Source organism: Rhizobium sp. GCM10022189 (assembly GCF_042656325.1).
Classification (GTDB): domain Bacteria; phylum Pseudomonadota; class Alphaproteobacteria; order Rhizobiales; family Rhizobiaceae; genus Rhizobium.
The window spans coordinates 80,166-96,897 of sequence record NZ_JBHSOR010000057.1; the positions used below are offsets into that span (position 1 = coordinate 80,166).

23 protein-coding genes are annotated in these 16,732 nt (G+C 60.0%); 6 read left to right on the top strand and 17 right to left on the bottom strand.

Annotation, left to right across the window (positions count from 1 at the left end; genetic code table 11):
• The first annotated feature begins 140 nt into the window (after positions 1-140).
• From ACFPWW_RS27560 to ACFPWW_RS27570, 3 genes are all read left to right on the top strand, one after another.
• On the top strand, positions 141-512 hold the full coding sequence (locus tag ACFPWW_RS27560) for a hypothetical protein (protein ID WP_377314283.1): 372 nt from the start codon (positions 141-143) through the stop codon (positions 510-512).
• A gap of 152 nt (positions 513-664) precedes the next feature.
• On the top strand, positions 665-1,384 hold the full coding sequence (locus ACFPWW_RS27565) for a hypothetical protein (protein WP_377314285.1): 720 nt from the start codon (positions 665-667) through the stop codon (positions 1,382-1,384).
• Positions 1,381-1,563 (top strand): hypothetical protein, encoded by a 183-nt coding sequence (locus ACFPWW_RS27570; protein ID WP_377314287.1) that lies wholly within the window; start codon positions 1,381-1,383, stop codon positions 1,561-1,563. Before ACFPWW_RS27565 ends, ACFPWW_RS27570 begins: the two co-directional genes overlap by 4 nt.
• A gap of 6 nt (positions 1,564-1,569) precedes the next feature.
• On the opposite strand, the gene ACFPWW_RS27575 is transcribed toward ACFPWW_RS27570, so the two are convergent.
• Genes ACFPWW_RS27575 through ACFPWW_RS27595 form a run of 5 tightly spaced genes read right to left on the bottom strand, consistent with a single transcriptional unit; the run spans position 1,570 to position 3,530 of the window.
• Positions 1,570-1,968: a DUF1515 domain-containing protein gene (locus tag ACFPWW_RS27575; protein WP_377314289.1), complete on the bottom strand. Its 399-nt coding sequence runs from the start codon at positions 1,966-1,968 to the stop codon at positions 1,570-1,572.
• Between the two features lie 42 nt (positions 1,969-2,010).
• Positions 2,011-2,271: a hypothetical protein gene (locus ACFPWW_RS27580; RefSeq protein WP_377314291.1), complete on the bottom strand. Its 261-nt coding sequence runs from the start codon at positions 2,269-2,271 to the stop codon at positions 2,011-2,013.
• Positions 2,219-2,578 (bottom strand): hypothetical protein, encoded by a 360-nt coding sequence (locus ACFPWW_RS27585; RefSeq protein WP_377314293.1) that lies wholly within the window; start codon positions 2,576-2,578, stop codon positions 2,219-2,221. The genes ACFPWW_RS27580 and ACFPWW_RS27585 overlap by 53 nt, the downstream gene beginning before the upstream one ends.
• Positions 2,578-2,901 carry a hypothetical protein gene (locus tag ACFPWW_RS27590; protein ID WP_377314295.1) on the bottom strand — a complete coding sequence of 108 codons (324 nt, stop codon included), beginning with the start codon at positions 2,899-2,901 and terminating at the stop codon, positions 2,578-2,580. Before ACFPWW_RS27590 ends, ACFPWW_RS27585 begins: the two co-directional genes overlap by 1 nt.
• Positions 2,898-3,530, bottom strand: coding sequence for a hypothetical protein (locus ACFPWW_RS27595; RefSeq protein ID WP_377314297.1), 633 nt, complete (start codon positions 3,528-3,530; stop codon positions 2,898-2,900). The genes ACFPWW_RS27590 and ACFPWW_RS27595 overlap by 4 nt, the downstream gene beginning before the upstream one ends.
• Before the next feature lie 505 nt (positions 3,531-4,035).
• Between ACFPWW_RS27595 and ACFPWW_RS27600 the strand changes: the two genes are divergently transcribed.
• Positions 4,036-5,130 carry an acyltransferase family protein gene (locus ACFPWW_RS27600; RefSeq protein WP_377314299.1) on the top strand — a complete coding sequence of 365 codons (1,095 nt, stop codon included), beginning with the start codon at positions 4,036-4,038 and terminating at the stop codon, positions 5,128-5,130.
• Positions 5,131-5,159: 29 nt separating this feature from the next.
• A complete protein-coding gene (locus tag ACFPWW_RS27605; RefSeq protein WP_377314301.1) occupies positions 5,160-5,453 on the top strand; it encodes a hypothetical protein in 294 nt (97 codons plus the stop codon).
• Here the strand turns inward: ACFPWW_RS27605 and ACFPWW_RS27610 are convergent.
• The 6 genes from ACFPWW_RS27610 to ACFPWW_RS27635 are packed head-to-tail and all read right to left on the bottom strand — an operon-like array spanning position 5,450 to position 9,817.
• Entirely contained in the window at positions 5,450-6,835 is a 1,386-nt protein-coding gene (locus ACFPWW_RS27610) for an SGNH/GDSL hydrolase family protein (RefSeq protein WP_377314303.1), read from the bottom strand. The genes ACFPWW_RS27605 and ACFPWW_RS27610 overlap by 4 nt on opposite strands.
• Positions 6,836-6,837: 2 nt before the next feature.
• On the bottom strand, positions 6,838-7,506 hold the full coding sequence (locus tag ACFPWW_RS27615) for a hypothetical protein (RefSeq protein WP_377314305.1): 669 nt from the start codon (positions 7,504-7,506) through the stop codon (positions 6,838-6,840).
• 22 nt (positions 7,507-7,528) lie between these two features.
• The gene (locus ACFPWW_RS27620) at positions 7,529-7,990 is read right to left on the bottom strand and encodes a hypothetical protein (protein ID WP_377314307.1); all 462 of its coding nucleotides are present in this window, start codon (positions 7,988-7,990) and stop codon (positions 7,529-7,531) included.
• 8 nt (positions 7,991-7,998) lie between these two features.
• Positions 7,999-9,141, bottom strand: a complete 1,143-nt coding sequence (locus tag ACFPWW_RS27625) for a phage late control D family protein (RefSeq protein ID WP_377314309.1) — start codon at positions 9,139-9,141, stop codon at positions 7,999-8,001.
• A 1-nt stretch (position 9,142) separates the two neighbouring features.
• On the bottom strand, positions 9,143-9,355 hold the full coding sequence (locus tag ACFPWW_RS27630) for a tail protein X (protein ID WP_377314311.1): 213 nt from the start codon (positions 9,353-9,355) through the stop codon (positions 9,143-9,145).
• Between the two features lie 3 nt (positions 9,356-9,358).
• Positions 9,359-9,817, bottom strand: a complete 459-nt coding sequence (locus tag ACFPWW_RS27635) for a phage tail protein (RefSeq protein ID WP_377314313.1) — start codon at positions 9,815-9,817, stop codon at positions 9,359-9,361.
• Positions 9,818-9,889: 72 nt separating this feature from the next.
• On the opposite strand from ACFPWW_RS27635, the gene ACFPWW_RS27640 reads away from it, so the two are divergent.
• Entirely contained in the window at positions 9,890-10,354 is a 465-nt protein-coding gene (locus ACFPWW_RS27640; protein WP_377314315.1) for a hypothetical protein, read from the top strand.
• A gap of 2 nt (positions 10,355-10,356) precedes the next feature.
• Here the strand turns inward: ACFPWW_RS27640 and ACFPWW_RS27645 are convergent, their stop codons facing one another.
• The 6 genes from ACFPWW_RS27645 to ACFPWW_RS27670 all read right to left on the bottom strand — a co-directional run bounded on the left by ACFPWW_RS27645 (position 10,357) and on the right by ACFPWW_RS27670 (position 16,729).
• The gene (locus ACFPWW_RS27645; protein WP_377314317.1) at positions 10,357-12,432 is read right to left on the bottom strand and encodes a phage tail tape measure protein; all 2,076 of its coding nucleotides are present in this window, start codon (positions 12,430-12,432) and stop codon (positions 10,357-10,359) included.
• 127 nt (positions 12,433-12,559) lie between these two features.
• On the bottom strand, positions 12,560-12,835 hold the full coding sequence (locus ACFPWW_RS27650; RefSeq protein WP_377314319.1) for a phage tail assembly protein: 276 nt from the start codon (positions 12,833-12,835) through the stop codon (positions 12,560-12,562).
• Between the two features lie 64 nt (positions 12,836-12,899).
• A complete protein-coding gene (locus ACFPWW_RS27655) occupies positions 12,900-13,412 on the bottom strand; it encodes a phage major tail tube protein (protein WP_377314321.1) in 513 nt (170 codons plus the stop codon).
• 12 nt (positions 13,413-13,424) lie between these two features.
• A complete protein-coding gene (locus tag ACFPWW_RS27660) occupies positions 13,425-14,888 on the bottom strand; it encodes a phage tail protein (protein ID WP_377314323.1) in 1,464 nt (487 codons plus the stop codon).
• A gap of 45 nt (positions 14,889-14,933) precedes the next feature.
• Positions 14,934-15,440, bottom strand: a complete 507-nt coding sequence (locus ACFPWW_RS27665) for a hypothetical protein (RefSeq protein ID WP_377314325.1) — start codon at positions 15,438-15,440, stop codon at positions 14,934-14,936.
• Positions 15,437-16,729 (bottom strand): hypothetical protein, encoded by a 1,293-nt coding sequence (locus ACFPWW_RS27670; protein WP_377314327.1) that lies wholly within the window; start codon positions 16,727-16,729, stop codon positions 15,437-15,439. The genes ACFPWW_RS27665 and ACFPWW_RS27670 overlap by 4 nt, the downstream gene beginning before the upstream one ends.
• Positions 16,730-16,732: the final 3 nt, after the last annotated feature.

Sequence of the window (16,732 nt, forward strand, 5' to 3'; positions counted from 1 at the left end):
TGCCTCCCAACAATCCTTGGAGAGTTCGTTTCACTCCCCGTTTTGTCAAGCCGATCTGAGTGATTCGGTTGAGCCTTGACTCCTCTCGAAATGAGAACATAATAAGAACATCTATAACGCACTGCGAAAGGATGACGGCAATGACCTCAGTGCCGAACGATAAGTCGTGGGAAGACGGCAGCGCAACGCCGATCGGAACCTACTGGACCCCTCCAGTTGCCATCAGCGTCGACGAGCTCGACCCTCTCATTGAGAATGCGATCGAGCTGCGGCTCGGCAATGTTGGGGATGCTAACCCCTACGATATCTACGTGGCGGGTGCTTTCGATATGGCGTCCTGCGCCCCGGCTGGAGATTTCATCGTCGCGATCGACAAGAACAACGGCCGCGCACGCGGAATTTTCAGGGGCGAGAGCCTCGGCAAGCCGTCGCAACTTTCCTTCGACGGCGATATCGATGTGGCCTTTGTCGATCTTTACGAGAGGTCCCGCGACCAGGGATATCTCTTCTAACCTTCGGTTCGCCCGAACGGGCGGACGGCCGCGCGGCGACCTCCTTGTTTCACACCGCTGCGCGGCCCAACTCCCTGCGCACGCTGACCTGATTTCACCGGCTCGGGCGGAGCCATTCAAAATGCTGCGGTCAGAGAGACCCCTTCAATTGCATGCTCAAAGAACCGCCCCATGAAACTATCGAATCGATCACGCGTATTCTCCTTGCCTGCGAAAGAAAGGGTGTCATTCGAGATTTCGCCGGCCATGCTGTCGGCAAGCGTCGCAAGCTGATTGTGTGCAAATTTATAGCGGAGCGTATCGCCCCCAGATATTTATACCCAATTGACGTTCGGGATGGAGAGCGGAAGGTTGGCGAGAAGGAGCTTATCGATCTGCTCGAGCAGGTTTTGAGATCTATCCCGGACGAACAGGCATTCCTGCTGGCGAGCCGCGACGATCGCCACCGCCGGCAGATAGGTCAGATGATCGCGCGGCGCATGTCGAAGATCATGCGAAAGCGTTACACGCTGTCCCAGATCGACAACAGCACGTGGAATTTCAGGGTCCATGAACCCGGTCCATCATGGGGCGACGAGGCGCTTGCTGAAGCGAATCGGCGGGCGGAGCTGCGCCCACGCTATCGCTGGAGAAGAACAGCAGGGATGTTCGAGCCGGACTTCACCGGCTTTGATGGGGAGTTGGCCTTTGGGCGTATATGGTACGCACATTCAAAAGGGCCGGAGGCATGGTGGCAATGGGAATGCCTGCTGACGATGGATCGGCAGCTGAATAGCCTGCCGCAAGGCGGCGCCGACATTGCGCGTCAGGCAGCGCGCGATGTCGAAGATCATTACGACATTCTGAAACGACTCAATGGATTGATGGAATGAGCGACAACAACCAGACCTCCGCCGATCACACACCGGTTCTCGTCGCGCGCAAGTGCCATTGCGGCAAATGGGCAGGCTTCGGCTTCTCGCTCACTCGGCGGGAAGATCAGCAGGAATGGTGGTGCTGGGAGCACTACCCCTACAAGAAGCTGAGCGACATCCCCGGCCGATCGCATTGATCGGCCCTAATGCCCCTTGCTCAAATACCGCAGCACGATCGCCAGCCAGTCATAAAGCCACGCCACCGCCGTCGCCGCCGTCACCCCGAGCGCGACCAGCGCACCTGAAAGGACGCCGCCGAGAAACTTGATCCGCTTCCATTCGTCGATCGTTGGAGAGATATCAGTCATCACCGTCTGTTTCAGTACCGCGATGCTGTCGCGCAATTGCGCGTCCACCTGACCGCTGATCGCAACCGTCGTTTCCATCCTCGATATCTGCTGCTGCTGCTGATCCAGGCGCTTATGGATCGCCGCGCGGCTGTGGTGCGCCTGTTGTTGTTCGACGGCGAACAGGCTGTCGGCCCGATCCTGCCTGTCTGCAACTGCGTCTAGCTTGGCCTCGATGTTCCCGAGAGCTCGCATGATGTCGTCGTTAGAAGTCCTCGCTGGTGGCATCTGAGAACCTCACTTCACAGCGTCGACGGCCGCAACGCAGGCCGCCCGCCGCCATTCCCCGACATTGCGCGCCGTCCGGTCGGAGGACCATCGGTCGAAGATCTCCTCCTGCGTCAGCGCGCGATCCGGCTTCGGTGTCAGCGCCGGCGTCGTCTTGCGGCTTTCCGGCGGAAGGACAGGCGCCACTGTCTTGACGACGACGACCGGGTCCTTGTTTTCAGTCTGGGAGCATCCGGCCGCGATCAGCGGAAAGACCGATAGTGTCGCCATCAGGAAGAGCCGCATTTCGTTTCCTCAATTCCTCGAGCTGCTGGGAGGCATAATTGACGCGATTGGCCGCGTCGGCTTGTATCTGAATGGTCGCGTTCGCCTGATCGGCGATACGCTTGTTGGCTTGGGCATTGGCCTTTTCGAACTCGGCAGTCCACTTCGCGTCCGAAAGCTCCCGGGCCCCGGCTGCGGCGGCATCCAGCATCGACCGGATCTCGCGGATGCCGAGCAGCCCCGCGACGATGATCGCCAGAACCAGGCCGAGAACGGCAAGGCCTGCGACAACAGGTTTTGAAAAGCCGAACATCACTGCACCTCGCGCCCGGTCGTTGGGTCGTATCCCGCCCCGACTGGCAGGCGCTCGTCGGCGTCGTCGCGCAGATCGTCGCGGTAAGGGTTGGCCCGGCCCGTGCGCCAGATCGCGGCGACATCCTGCGCGGTCGCAAAGCCCGTGTAGCCGAGGATCAGGATGGCGATCAGCATCATCAGGCCATAGGCGATCGTCTCGTTGACGCGCGTATCGGCCGCCGTGATGAGCGCGTCGATCTCGTAGCAGGCCCAGCCGACGACGGGAAAGATGATCACCCGCCGCCAGACCCACTTCGCTTCGCCGGTTCGCTTGCGCTTCATGCGCCGGCAGCCTTCAGCGCCCGCTCGAAGACGAGCGCGTAACCGCCGATCTTCTCCGCCTTGTCGGTTCCGTTGACGACGCGGCGGGCGTTGACGAATTCGCGCAGGTCTTCCGCGTCGCCCTCGTCGATACCGTCGATGAAGTCGAACAGGTCCTTGCCCGTCCACCATCCCTCCCTGTTCCCCAGGAAGAGCGACATGGCCGAAACGAAGGGATCGCCGCGCTGATCGGGATTTGCCACCAGGTCCAGCGACAGGCCGAACACCTGGTTCAACCGGTCAGACGCGAAATTTGCATTGCGACGGCCGGTATTCTGCACGTCGCCCTCCCCACGGAATCGGAAACCGTCGCCGGGCTGCGTATTGCCAAGCATTCGGCCAAGCCTGGTGCCCGGTTCGTACTTGTCGAAATAGGCCCGCGGCCCGCGCTCGACGATCGGCTGCATCGTCTGCGCCGTCTCGTGGTAGGAGGTCCCGAGGTTATAGGCCAGGTGCGCCGCCGGATCGGCCGAGAAGTACTTGTCCCAAGTGTCGAGCAGCCGCTCGAAACCTTCGACCTGACCCTGCGTGAACCCATGCGGAAAAAGCACGCCGCCTCGCAGCGCGTCGTAAAACGCTCCTCTGTTCATGGATGTCTCCGATTTGTGGAAAATAAAAAGCCGCCCTGAGGCGGCTTGTGGGTATCTGGCAGATGGTCTCAGACCACCTTTATCCGTACTTTTGCGGATATCATTTCACGGCCGAGCGTCGCACACTGTCGACGCGTCGAGCATGGTTGGTTACCACGGCGTAGGCAACGCTCCTCGGCCAGCGTAACGCGGAAAATAGCGCTGGCCGAAAGCGACGAAATGAACGGGCATCGGACCTAAGTCCGATTGCGGGCCACGGTCTGTCCGCTAATTACGGTGCTGGTGACGTCTTCAAAGTCATCAGCACGAAAAGGGTGTCTCTCCCTGACCGGGGGGCACCCTTTTCAATCCTTTCATGACATCCACCCAGACGGCCTTCGGTAGCTTCCTTGTCCTCGGACAGTGCTACCACCCCATTTGATGATGGGGCGGTGGGGTGTTGCAGTTTTGTTTTACTCGCGCTCGGGATGTGTTACGCAGTTGCAAACGGGTCCGGGGAAAAATCATGCAGCGCGGAAAGCTTAATTCCATTCAAGTGCTCAGGGCCGTTGCGGCCTTGATCGTTGTTCTCTCCCACTCCATCAGAGCCTACACGATCAACCCGCCTGGCTACATGCAGGGGCTTCCCCAATCGTGGCTGTCGGCTCCGTGGTTCCGTGACGGGATGGCCCTTGGCGTTGACATCTTTTTTGTCATCAGCGGCTTCATCATGGTCTACGTGTCGAGGGACCATGCCGAAGGAAGAAAGAAGCCGACTGACTTCATCGTTCAACGCATCGAGCGGATCTATCCGCCCTACATCGTCGCAACATTGGTTTTGATGTGCCTGACGATCGCCTGGAGCCGCTCGATACCTGCCGATTTTTCTCCTTGGAGGATCTTCGCTTCCCTGACGCTTATCCCGTCGTTTGATGCAGCGGGAACCGTGCAGCCCATCCTCGGCGTAGGGTGGACGCTTTCTTATGAGATGTATTTCTATTTCATGTTCGCATTCGCGCTGGCGGTCGGAAAACAAAGATATCTTCCTGTATTGATGACGGCGATCATCGCCGTTTGGTTGATCGCGACAATCATTTCCAGTCCGTCTGCGCTTGGTCTTTTCTTCAGCAGCCCGATTGTTTTTGAATTCCTGTTTGGTTGCTGCATCGGTCATCTTTATCTGAATAAGCGTCTGCCGGCGCTTCCAATATTCATACTGGCGCCGGCGGTAGCGACCATGGCGGTTGCATCGTACTATCATGAAGCCGATACGCTACCAGAGGTCTTGCGCGTCATCTATTGGGGCATCCCTGCCGCCATCATCGTCGCGGCTGTGTTGCCGTTAAAGGCAGAAGGCTGGCTTGGAGACAAGTTTGCAAGGCTTGGGGACGCCTCATACTCCATCTATCTGATCCACATCGTGGTCATTTACCACATACTCTCGCGGATTTACCCAAAGTTGATTGGATGGGGATTTGTGACGTTCATAGACGAGGCAGTGGCAATCACAGCGGTGGTTGCCGTGATTGCCGGTATCGCTTTTCATCTAGCGGTCGAACGACAATTTAATAAATGGCGACGCGACGCCAGAAATCGCCGAATGAGAGCGATGGAGGCTTAAGCAGCGAGTTGCGAGCAGGGAGCAAAACTATGAAGTTGCACGAAATGCTGACAGAAATTCACCGCCGCGCGGCGGCCTCTCCGTTCGGCGTGTGGGAAATCTCAGAATATCAGCTCACAGAACACGAGATCGCACTGATAGAGGAAGCCGAGCTGGCCGGGCTCATCGACAAAGAAGTGCGCTTCGATTTAAGCGATCTTTACCGCATCAGCCTGACAGATCACGGCCGGAAACAATACAATTTCCCGATGATTAAAAGGCGCTCTCTCATGGATATTGCCAGGAGCGCCCTATCGATCTTCGGGGTTCCTGCCCGCGATTAAGTCGGCCAGTCGAAAGTTTGGATTTCTCCAACGTCTAGTCTAAGCGTCGCGCCGGCTCCCCCGTTGCCAAAGAACAGTCGAAGGGCCAGGCCGATACTGCTGCCGGCTACATCGGCTTGAACGAAATTCGGCGTCTCAATCCAAAGGTCCATGTCCTTGGTGCCGTCGAATTTGAATCCTCCTGAGAAATTCGTTCCTGCGGCTTCGACTGGCGTATTGGCCGTCTCGTCAATTATCGACGCGATGGCGTGGCTACGGGCAGCCGTGGGAATGCCTGAAAAGCCGCTTGTTCCCAAGAGCGCGAAAAGCATATACGGCACGTTAGTAGCCGGTATCTTGACCCGCATCCGCTGGCCGATCTTCTTGTTCGCCGGAACTGCAATCGGCGTAGTTTTTGTGAACGCCAGTTGAGCGCCACCACTCGGAACAGACGTGGTGTTGCTGATGTCGAAGCGCTGGAAGCTCTTGCCGTCCAGAACGACTTGCGAGGCCACGACACTGGCGGTCGTGTTGACCGTGAGCGCCGCCGTCCAGTCATCGAATACCGTGCCGGTGACAGATGTTTTTGATCCGCCAGTGCCGCTGAGCGGCGCGATAAGGTTGTCAGCGCCAGGTGCCGGATACGGTACAGCATCACACAGTTCTGCGAGTGCCGCTGAGACAGCCACTGAAGCAAAGTCTCCGCCCTTCGCTGTCAGGTGCGTGTAATCGCTTCGCATCGTTCCAGGCAGCGGGTTGCCTGTGCCAGGGTCGATCAGCGCCGATGGAAAATCGATCAATTTTATATCAGGATCGGCGCCGAAGGTTGCTGTCATCCAGTTATTGATTTGCGCCAATGTGGCTCGCGCTACGCCGCCCTCTTCCCAAGGCGGACCGTAAGCTGGATCACGGTTGAACAACATTCCGATCAGGATTTTCGCAAAGCCAAACGCCTTCATGTCAGCAACGTCACGGTTGATGAACGTCTGGTAGTAAGCGAGATCGTGGCCGTCCGTGAGGTCATTTCTGCCGGGATCGTAGTAGATCATCCGCTTGTTGGTCGGAACTCCCGCGAACCGTGTCTTTATCGCCGCTATCTGTGCTGGATATGCTGACCCGCCGACGCCGCCGACGCCTTGGTTATCGCCGGCGATGAAGTTTCCAGTTGCCTTTGGCTCGATCAATATCTGCGCCCGCCTGTCACGCATCAGCGCCCAGGTGAAAGGCCCGCTGGCGAGGCCATAGTTGCGATACACCGAATTGTTGATCGCGCCGTAATGGTTGTATTCGACGGTGCTTGGCCCGACCAGACCGATACGCGGATTTACGAGCTTAACCCCACCGCCCTTTGCATGGGCGGCTGAGGCGAGGATCATCTGCCTCGTACGAATAGCGAGAGCCATCCTCAAATCTCCGCGGTCTGGATCGACGGGACGTATACGTCGCCGGCCCCCGGAGCCCAGCTTGCCACGGTCTGGAGATATCCATGGACGTTCTGTGAGGTAAGCTTCACCAGTTTGCCGATGTTGTTGACCTCGACATAGAGCTTCGACCCAAGCTTCACCGGCTTCGGGATCTCGATCGCGCCTAGATAGAGAGCGCTGTCATTGTCCGTCAGATCGAACGCTGTCCCGTCTGTAAAGTTGGAGACCGGCGCGGCACTGTAGAGATGCAAACGGAACGTATCCATTCCGGCGGGTATGGCTGCTATGTTGAACTGGAGCTGAGCCCCCATGATCAGGGCCGGCCCACCAGGTGCGGGCTTTCCCGCGGCGGTGAACTGAAGTGGCCCACCGACAACGGCGCCGGCAGCGTACACATTGGTATTTGCGGCGCGGGTGATGGTCGTCTTAACGCTGCGCCCATTGCTCACCTGATTGACCGGCAGCGTATCGCTGTCGCTGGCAAGGGTTACCGGCAGAGAGGCATCCTTGACCTTCTGGCCGAACTCGAGCGGAAGCGCGACGCCGACGCCGCCGACCATGAGTTTGATGAGCTGGAAGAAGCGATTGCTGATGTCTTCCGCAGCGACGGCCTTGCCTACTCCGGGGGTGACATTGATATCATTTGCCATGACAGGATCCTTTTTGGTGAAATCAGGCGTAGGTGAGAGCGAGGAGAAGACCGATCGGTGTGCCAGAAGGCATCGGCGCGGCGCCGGTCACGGAGATCTGAATGTTGGCCGCCAGAAGTCGGGCGCCCCGCGCCGCCTTGACAGTAATCGTGGGAGTCGGGGCATCGGCATGGCTCAAGGGCGTCTCACCCACGAGCAGCCAGTCACCGTTCGCAGAGAACATTCCGTCGGCGTCGTCGGCGAGCGCATAGCTCCAGCCGCCCTCGGCATCGTCGACCACACTGAAGCGGCCGACGATCGTGCCTGCAGGTGCCTGCTCATTGACGGAAGCAACCGAGAGTGCGACCGCGGCCGGAGCATCGACCTCGAACCCCTGCCCGAATTTGCCGCGAAGCTCCGCCGACGTGAGCAGGCCGAGCGAGAAAGACAAAGCTTCCCCGCTCTCATCGGCCTTCACGCCGTGAAAGTAGGATAGGTCAACCATAGGGTTCCTCAGTTTTCGTCCGTCCGCCCGTTGCGGCGCGTGAACTGCCAATTGTCAGGGGTTGCCGGCGTACCGGGCGGGCTGTTGGGGGCGACCTTGCCCCCCGAAGATGAGCCGCCGTTTGCGCCGCCCCCCTCGCCTTCACCGTCGTCGCTCCCGGATTTGCCGTCGTAGAGCGTATTGCTGAGCGCCGTCGTATAGCTCGCCTTGGCGTAAGTATGCGTCGCCGTGTCGATGATGTAGGGAACGCCATCCAAGCCGGGCCGCACGTCCTCGAAGAGCAGCGGCGCGCCCGCGATGATGGTCGCGTCTCCGGTGACGGTGACCGAGCTCGATCCTTCCCCCCGCTTCAGTGCCTTGGCCTTGGCCTGCGCCGCCTTGTCGGCCTCCTCCAGGCTGCCGTAGGGTTCCGGGATGCGATAGACACTGTCGCCGTCCGCATCGCCATCAGCCTCGATCTCGACGCGCTGCGCCTTATCTCGATCCTGGTAATAGGCAACGACCTTGGAGTATTTGGTCCGGTCGTTGGCCTCGAAGCTGCAGCTTCCCTGCATGATCATCTCGGGCCTGATGATCACAGTGCCGACGAAGGCGCCACTTGCCGAGCGCGCGGATCCTCGCTTGGCAAAGACCAGCCGGCCGCCCTTGATCGACATCAGTCCGTTATGGCGCTTCTCCAGGCGATTCAGAAACTGCAGGTCGCTTTCGTCCTGCTGCGCCAGCCAGGGATAGATGAAGCCGCCGAGCAACTGGTCGATCGATGCGACGAGGCCGTTCTCGCTGGCGATCTGCTGGATCACGTCGCCGAGCCGGGCATTGTCCCAATGCCGCTCCTTTGCTTCCTTCAGCTTGCCGGATCGGAAATCGGCGCTCTTGCCGGAGATCGACATGGAATATGGCAGGCATTTCGGCGACACCTTGTCGACGGTGAACTGCCCGAGCGGCCGCGCCGTCCCGTAACCCATGGCGACAGTGATGATCGCGCCCTTGCGCGGTATCGCCAGAAAATCAGGCGCCCCGTCATTGAGCTCGATCGATACCGTATCCGCCTTTACGCCCTGCTTGTCGGTCACGGTGGCGGATATCAGCCGCTCATAGAACAGGCCGGCCACCGGATTGCCGTCGATGCTGATCTCGATTTTCGGATGCATCTCAGTCCCAAAGCGAAACGAGCTTCGTCGCAGCAGGCTGCGCTGGCTGGTCGGGCATGACCATGATCGTGCCCATCGGCAGCACTGGCCCCTTGGCGCTGAGACCCGGATTGGCCTTCAGCACCGCTTCCGTGGTGCCGGCCGTTCGGCCGTAGTAGCGCCAGCAGGCGAGATCGACGGTCTCGCCCTGCTTTGTCGTGTAGGTTCCGGGCATGGTCTATCCGAAGAGATCGAGGATCGGCTGCAGGATGGAGATCGGCCCGCCCGGCACGGCGTTTTCGTCGCCGTAGCGTTCCAGCACGATCGAGTAGGCGTTGCGCTGCGGTGCACCGAATGCGGTATGAAAGCTCCGGTCTTCGTCGACGGACTGGACGGTGAAGGTGCCGTGAATGACCCCTTCCGCCACGTCGCCGGTCACCAGCAGCATCGGCGTCCCCGAGATCGCCGCCGCGGCAATCCCATCGAGCTGCGCCTGTCCGCCGAGCTCGACCGGAAACAGCACGCCGCGGATAGTCACCGTGTCGGATGTCGGCCCCATCCACTGCTGGACGTTGAACCGGTTGACGACCTGGACCTTCGCCCACGGGGTCTGCAGGCTGCGGCTCACCCCGTCATAGCCGAAGCCCAGCGCCTCGAAAGCAAAGGAGCCGAGCATCATTGAAGTTTGGGCGGTCATATGGCTTGTCACCGATTTCAACGAAAAGTAGTGTGAAGCGCCTGCGTTAGGGAACGGAGGCTGGGGGTACTGATGAACGCTGCAATCTTCTTTATATTGCCGCTGGCGGTCGCGGCAGTGCTGATCGTCTGGTCAATTGTTCGGTACACGAGCGGAGCGATCGGCAGCACCAGAATGATCCGCTCGATACTGGTATACGTCGTCCTTGGAGCGTTCTGGTTCGGATACGACATCTACTATGATAGACAGGCAGTACTGCAAGCGAACGGAAACACGATCGACAACCTGCTCTCCAAGCAAAATGCTATGATGCTCCTGCGGGTCAACCACGTGGAAGCGCCGTTTTTCAGCTCTCTGCCCGGTCTCCTCCCGAGCGAATACAGGGGCTTTTTCACGGTCAGCCGCGCCGACGGAAAATTGTCGAGCGACTGCGAGATCACGACCTTCGACTACATCTGGCGTTCGATAGGGGACGATCGGTTCGTCATCAATATCGACGGGCCAACTATGGCTGCTCTCGCAGCCTGCGGCATCTGAAATCAGAACCCGCCACCGCCGCCAAACGATTCCTCGACCGCACTCTTCGCCGTCTTGCCGAGTTGCTCGATCGCCGCGTCTGCCGCAGCCTTCGGATCCACAACGCCCGTGATGCTGATCGGCGCATTGATCATGACGTTTGGCCTGGTCGGGTTCGTGATCTTCACGTCCTGCACGCCGCTCGGCCTCACGAGTTCGCCGATCGTCGCCCGATCGAGCTTGATCGGGCTGTTGCTGCTGTCCACCGCTTGCTGCAGCGGCGAATAGGCAGTGCCGCGCTGCGCATTGAGCTGCGCCTCCGAACCGGTATAGGTGTCGGGCCGTTGCGGAATGAAGGGATGGGTCTTGATCCATTCCCGCCCGGCGTTGTCGCGGACCCGCTGCTGCTCCTCGGGCGTCATCTCTCGCGACGAGCGGGTCTGCATGAGGCCAAGCCCCGCGACTGTACTCAGGCGACCGATGATCGGCAGCAGATTGCCCCAGAAGCCACCGCCCGTCTTGCCGGCAGCACCGGCTGCGCCTGCCGCCACCTTCCCGCCGGCGACGATCCCGCCCACCTTGCCGAGCGTCTTGATGATGCTGACGGCGCTGGTGATCCCCGTCAGGAATGCAATCGCCCGGCCGAGCTTCAGGATGGTGCCGGCCAGCATCGAGATCCCGGCCGACCACAACACGAGCTGAAAGCCATAGCCCGACATCTGCTCGAAGAACTTGACGATCGGATTATCCTTGATCGCGTCGTAGAAACTGCGAACGTTCTGGCCCCACTCCTGGAAGCGATGGAAGATGCGGCCATAGGCGTCAGCCGCCTTGCCGGCATCCTGCACGCCGAAGAAGAATTCTTCCGCCTCCTTGGCGATGTCCTTCAGCTCGCCGCTTCCCAGCCCCAGGCCGCTCAGGAAACCCTGCGCGCCGGTCCCGATCTTGCCGAAGATCGTCGCCCGCTCGTCGAGCGTGTTCAGGATATCGGCAAGATGCTGGGCACCCTCGCCCACCGGCCCGAGGAAGTTGGCGCCGATCGACATGCCGAGATTGGACAGGCCGATCTGCGCCGCCTTGATCTTCTGGTTGGCGTCCTGCATGCGCCGGTTGAAGGCATCTGCGACCGTGCCATTGGCACGGTCCGCCTGGCCGCGGATACGCAGGTAATCGTTGAAACCTGCAATCATCGGGCGGATGAAGTCAAGCGTCTGCTTGTCGCCGAAGATCTGCGTCAGCAGGTCACCCTGACCGCCCTTCGTCTTTTCGTCGATGAGCTTGATGAAGTGCTCGATCGGCGACACACCCTTCTTGTGCGCCTTCTGAAGTTCTTTGGTAACATCGACACCGAACTTCTTGAAGTTCTTGATCGTCTGTGGCGTCATGATCTTGCCCATGAAGTCGCTGAGATTGTTCGCCGCTGTCGAGGCATCGCCCGCGCCACGCCGCGCGATCTGCAGTGCAGCGGCAATGTCGTTGATGGCAGGCACGCCTTCCATGCCGAGCGTCTGGGCGGAGGCCGTGAGCTGCGGAAAATACTGCGCCATGTCCTTCAGCTCGAAGGCGCCGGCATTTCCGGCCGCTGCCATTCCGTCCAGCATCTGCGCGACAAGACCAGGAGCGACCTTCAGGTTCTGGATTGCGGAAACCGATGCGGACGAGAGGTCGGCAATCGCCGCGCCGGTCGCGGTTGCCGCCTTGCCGACCGCGGGGATGGCGGTGCTGGCGTCATTGGCGGCAAGACCCATCGTCAACATCGTGTCAACGCCCTCGGTCAGCGCCGGCACAAACTGGTTTACCTCTGGCGCCAGCTTCTTCAGCCGGTCCTGCATCTGCGCAAGCTGTGACGCCGATAGGTCGGCCTTGATGCCGATCTCCGTCATTGCCGCCTGCATCTCTGCCGCTGGCTTGAAGCCATCCTCGATCGCTGAATTGACGCCGAGATACGCGCCTCCGAAGGCAATGGCCTTGGCAGCCAGGCCGCCGAGCGGCGATGCCGCCCGCCGCTGCAGGTCTCCGAGTGCCGCGGCGATACCGCGCGACTTGCGCGTCACGTCATCGATGAGGCTGACGCGGAGTTTCGATTCCTGCGTTGCCATGGCTACAGTCCCTTAAGTAGGTGATGAAGATCCAGCGCAGTGTCGAAATAGGCGCGGAGCTTTGCGGGAGGCCATCGCTCGATGACGTCGAGCGATGTGTTTGTGTAGTGGGCGACGAAGCTGGCGATCAATCGCCAGTCGTCTCCTCCTCGTTTCCCAGGAGATCCTTCGTCAGATCGAGGATCTTGTTGAACTCTCGCGCCGGGATTTTCTTGAAGGCCGGCAGCGGCACGTCAGCTATGTTCGCAAGCATTACGGCAGAGCGCGCGACGTTGCCGCCGGCAACCGATTCCGCGAGCATGATGTCCCCGACCGTGGCTTCGCGGAACGTGAGCCGTGAGAAGGTCTTGTCGCCGTGCTCGATCGGCTTCTTGAGCGTGTATGAAATGATTTCGTCAGTCATGTCTCACCTAAAGAAATGGCCGCTCTGAGCGGCCGTTATGGATGATGCTTGGGATCACGCACCGTCAGAGCAACAGCGCGTTACGAATGCCCTGGTACTGGCTGACGCCGCCGATCTTGATGTCGAAATCGTCCATCTCGATCAGCTCCTCGCCGTCGATTTCAAGCTTGTAGTAGTTGACCGAAACCGTGTTGTCGTTTTCCGGCAGTTCGCCGGGCTTCCAGTTGCCGTGGTCGAGCTGGTTGATCGAGCCGCGTACGGTTGCTACGGCCGAATGAACCGTGCCGTCCTCATCGACCAGCGCACCGGTGATGATGAACGGCGTTTCGACGCCGGGCCGCAAGCCGAAGAGCTTGACGATCTGCGGGTCGAGGCCTGGCATCTTGAAGCTGAAGCCGAGCTTCTCGTAGCCGAGCGTGATGTCGCGCGGCTTGATCATGCCGCCGTTGCGGATCTCCTCGAGCTTCTTCTGTACGACCGGCAGCGTAATGTCGCCGATCTGCCCGAGCTTGCTTTCGCGGTCCGCCCAGAGCGTGCAGTCGCGCATGATGAGGCGGGGTTTGTTGCTTTCTGTCATCGGAAGCGCTCCTTATGCCGCCAGCGTCAGCGGGCCGTTTTCGATTGCGCCGCGAACCTCGTCCAGCAGGAGCTGGTAGTAGAGGATGTTGCGGAAGGTGGTGAGGTTGATCTGTTCCATGATGCCGACCGGCTCGAACTCGACGTTCAGGAAGACCTTGCCGTTGGAATTCAGATCAGGCGTGTTGAGGTCGGAGAGCCAGACACGGCCGCCGAGAATGTCGTCATTGTTCTTGAAGGTGCGAAGGGCGGCATTGCCGTCCTCGATCATGTTCTTCAGGTTGCCCTTGGTGAACTTGCGGTCGACATACTGGAAGTAGAGATCTTCCAGCGCCTCGTTGATCATGTCGGCCGTGGCGCGAACGCTGTCGAACTGCCAGAGCTGAATGTCGGTGCAGAGGCGGCTGCCCCAGGTGCGGAAGCCGCCGCGCTCGTTGATGATGGTCGAGACCTGCCGTTCGTTCAGATAGTTGCTGTCGACCGGATAGGCGATGGTGCGAGCCACACCGTCGATCGTGCGGATGATCTTGTTCGACACCGAACCGGAGACACCCTCGGCCGACGCGACGACGCGGGCGCGCACGCCGGCAAAGACCGGCGCGACCGGCTTGGTGACCGGCACACCGTCGATATTCTTCAGCACCTGCGGATCGATCACGAGGATGCGCCCGCCATTGATCGTGTTGCGGAAGCGCACGGCCTCGTCGCTTGTCGTGTTCGGACCGGCAATATAGGCACGGGCGCGGATCTGCGGCAGGATGGTGTTGAGCGCCGAAATGAAGGGGTTGGCGACATCGCCGATATTGGCGACCGCGATCGGCAAGGCCTTGTCCGGGTCTGTGCCACCGCCCGTGAAAGCGACGGCTGGCGCTGCGGTCATCTTCTTGCCGGCATTGGTGATGGTGATACCGACTACCGTACCCGCGGCCGCACCCGTGCCCATCACGGCCATCGCGGTCGGCAACACCTTGCCGGCATCGGAGCCGCCACCTGTGAAGACAACGACAGGCGCTTCCGTCAGGTTCTGCCCGCCGCTCGTCAGCGCCACCGATGTCAGGCCGCCCTCGATCCAGACGCCGGTCTGGCCGGCCGTAATCAGCACGCGGGGCGCGACGCCAAGGAGAGCCTTGGCGCGCAGCGCGGAATAAAGGCCGGTGCGGGCGACCGGATCGCCGATCAGGTTTGCCTGTTGTACGGCGGCATCATTGTCGCTGGCGACCCGGTTGACGACCAGCATCGAGGCGCCCTCACCGAAATAGGTGATCGCGTCATCCTGCAGGGTGCCGGCCGATCCAAGCGCTTCGGCACCTGCAAGCGAGGTGATCAGCTTCGGCTCATTAAGCGGAAAGGCGGCCGGGTCGGCATTGGGCGCGACACCATTCAGGAAGGTCACGCCAAAATTCGTCACGCGGGCGACGGAGGGCGTATCACCGCTCTCGGCAAGATTGACGCCATGGTAATAGGATAGGTCGGCCACTGGGGGTCTCCTTTGGCAGAGGTTGGCGATGTCGATGGTTTGGTGTCAGGCGGGCCAGTAGGCCGGATTGGTGGCGTAATCAGCCGGGATCGGGTTCATTGCCTGCAGTGCGAAACTCGCCTGGTAGAGCGGCTGCTCGAAGTGCATCCCTGCGTAGAGGAGAATCTCGTTCCACTCGGGTGCAGTCACTTGCGTGATGCCGGTGGCGGTCGCGATCGTGATCGTCGAGGTCGTGTCGCCGCCCTGCAGCATCACATCCTTCAACTTGGTGACGCGATCCCAGCCGCGCATGTCGGCCTCAGTCGTGGCGAAATGGTGAACGCCGCGTTCGTCTCCGAAGTCGTAATTGAAACCCAGTGCGAGACGACGATCACGTTCCTTGCCGACGGCTTCTGTTGTCGGCGCGGCATTTTTCAGGCCGAGCGGATCATTCAGGAATTTCGCGATGGCCGGTTCCTGGTCATCGTGGACTGCGAGGTAACCTTCCAGTGGTGAGGTGCTGACCCCTAGGATGGTCCCGAGGCTGTCTTTACGAACGTAAACCTTGGTCATGCAAAGAGCCTCTTGCACTGGTAGTCATGCCACCCATTGACGTAAATTGCTGATGCCGCCGCTGTCGTTGAGTGGTCAATGACAATGTACACCTGTCCAAGATCATTGGATCGGGCAAGACCTGCCGCAAGGCTGCTATCTGGGTAATCATTGCCAGTCCTCGCACGACACGCCACCCTATAGCTGGGTGATGGTGAAGCGACTAGCGCATTGGCTGCATCGGCGTCCCCCACGATACAAAAGGCATCGGCACCCGTGGTTGCTATTTGAACTGTCAGGTAGACAGCGACATCAACGGACAGCCCATTAGGAATTGTCGTAGTAGTTGCCAGAGTAGTCAGGTCTGTGCTGGAACTTAGCCAGAGGACATCCGGCATCACCACTCTGTTGCCCCTCTGGACGAAGGGCATGATCTGTCCCGAACCATTGGTGAGAATGATCCCCACACGGCTTCCCGACAACAACTCCCAGCCAGAAGGTATTGCAACTCCGCCCTCGGTGGCTGACCGTGAGGCGATGAACGCGGTTGCCCCATTGGAAAGGTTTCTGATGGCGTACACGAAATAGGACTTGTTGGCCTGTATGGCGCCAGTATCCAGGCAACCGTTGCCAGTACCAAAGATCGCCGCAAGGGAGCATCCAGTAGCTACCGCCGTCGAGTGCTTCTTGCCTCCAAATATCCCGGCACCCGCGCTGACCGAGAACGTTGTGGTAGACACGTATGCCGGTACGAAACCACCGAAATAATCCGGCACAAGGGCTTTGACATCGGCCACCTGCTGCGAAACGCTGACCGCGAAATTGGGATCATTGCCGATCGCCGCTGCCAATTCATTGATGGCATTGAGAGCGTCCGGAGCGCCGCCGATCAGGGCACTGAACCGTCCGTCGATGTAATTGTCGAGGCCGGCGATATCGCTGCGCTGATGCTGATGCGGCCCGAGTGCAGCGATTGCCGACGATGCCCGCCAGATGCCGTTGATACCCTTGACCAGCACATAGTTCAGAGCGGCCGACGATGCTCCATCCACGTCGGAGAGATCATCGAGACTGAATTGCACATTCGCATCGAGCTTGGCGGCAAGCGCCGATGCGAGGCCGGAAATCTCGTTGATCTGGTGCGTATGGTTGGTGTTTGCCTTGCCGGCGATCCCGTCGGCCTGCGCCTTCAGCAAAGCATCGACGATAAGCCATGCAGCCGCCAGCCGCAAAAATTCCTCGCTGACGGTCCGTGACGGGTCGGCATCCGCATCAGGCATCGGGATGTTGAAATTCGGCGTCTGGTCCATGGA

Excerpts from the sequence above, each read along its gene's own strand:
- ACFPWW_RS27565 (WP_377314285.1), top strand. The coding sequence starts at position 665 with ATGCTCAAAGAACCGCCCCATGAAACTATCGAATCGATCACGCGTATT.
- ACFPWW_RS27615 (WP_377314305.1), bottom strand. The coding sequence starts at position 7,506 with ATGGCAAATGATATCAATGTCACCCCCGGAGTAGGCAAGGCCGTCGCT.
- ACFPWW_RS27630 (WP_377314311.1), bottom strand. The coding sequence starts at position 9,355 with ATGCCCGGAACCTACACGACAAAGCAGGGCGAGACCGTCGATCTCGCC.
- ACFPWW_RS27620 (WP_377314307.1), bottom strand. The coding sequence starts at position 7,990 with ATGGTTGACCTATCCTACTTTCACGGCGTGAAGGCCGATGAGAGCGGG.
- ACFPWW_RS27575 (WP_377314289.1), bottom strand. The coding sequence starts at position 1,968 with ATGCGAGCTCTCGGGAACATCGAGGCCAAGCTAGACGCAGTTGCAGAC.
- ACFPWW_RS27595 (WP_377314297.1), bottom strand. The coding sequence starts at position 3,530 with ATGAACAGAGGAGCGTTTTACGACGCGCTGCGAGGCGGCGTGCTTTTT.
- ACFPWW_RS27645 (WP_377314317.1), bottom strand. The coding sequence starts at position 12,432 with ATGGCAACGCAGGAATCGAAACTCCGCGTCAGCCTCATCGATGACGTG.
- ACFPWW_RS27605 (WP_377314301.1), top strand. The coding sequence starts at position 5,160 with ATGAAGTTGCACGAAATGCTGACAGAAATTCACCGCCGCGCGGCGGCC.
- ACFPWW_RS27600 (WP_377314299.1), top strand. The coding sequence starts at position 4,036 with ATGCAGCGCGGAAAGCTTAATTCCATTCAAGTGCTCAGGGCCGTTGCG.
- ACFPWW_RS27670 (WP_377314327.1), bottom strand. The coding sequence starts at position 16,729 with ATGGACCAGACGCCGAATTTCAACATCCCGATGCCTGATGCGGATGCC.
- ACFPWW_RS27665 (WP_377314325.1), bottom strand. The coding sequence starts at position 15,440 with ATGACCAAGGTTTACGTTCGTAAAGACAGCCTCGGGACCATCCTAGGG.
- ACFPWW_RS27585 (WP_377314293.1), bottom strand. The coding sequence starts at position 2,578 with ATGTTCGGCTTTTCAAAACCTGTTGTCGCAGGCCTTGCCGTTCTCGGC.
- ACFPWW_RS27635 (WP_377314313.1), bottom strand. The coding sequence starts at position 9,817 with ATGACCGCCCAAACTTCAATGATGCTCGGCTCCTTTGCTTTCGAGGCG.
- ACFPWW_RS27650 (WP_377314319.1), bottom strand. The coding sequence starts at position 12,835 with ATGACTGACGAAATCATTTCATACACGCTCAAGAAGCCGATCGAGCAC.
- ACFPWW_RS27560 (WP_377314283.1), top strand. The coding sequence starts at position 141 with ATGACCTCAGTGCCGAACGATAAGTCGTGGGAAGACGGCAGCGCAACG.
- ACFPWW_RS27610 (WP_377314303.1), bottom strand. The coding sequence starts at position 6,835 with ATGGCTCTCGCTATTCGTACGAGGCAGATGATCCTCGCCTCAGCCGCC.
- ACFPWW_RS27640 (WP_377314315.1), top strand. The coding sequence starts at position 9,890 with ATGAACGCTGCAATCTTCTTTATATTGCCGCTGGCGGTCGCGGCAGTG.
- ACFPWW_RS27570 (WP_377314287.1), top strand. The coding sequence starts at position 1,381 with ATGAGCGACAACAACCAGACCTCCGCCGATCACACACCGGTTCTCGTC.
- ACFPWW_RS27580 (WP_377314291.1), bottom strand. The coding sequence starts at position 2,271 with ATGGCGACACTATCGGTCTTTCCGCTGATCGCGGCCGGATGCTCCCAG.
- ACFPWW_RS27590 (WP_377314295.1), bottom strand. The coding sequence starts at position 2,901 with ATGAAGCGCAAGCGAACCGGCGAAGCGAAGTGGGTCTGGCGGCGGGTG.
- ACFPWW_RS27625 (WP_377314309.1), bottom strand. The coding sequence starts at position 9,141 with ATGCATCCGAAAATCGAGATCAGCATCGACGGCAATCCGGTGGCCGGC.
- ACFPWW_RS27655 (WP_377314321.1), bottom strand. The coding sequence starts at position 13,412 with ATGACAGAAAGCAACAAACCCCGCCTCATCATGCGCGACTGCACGCTC.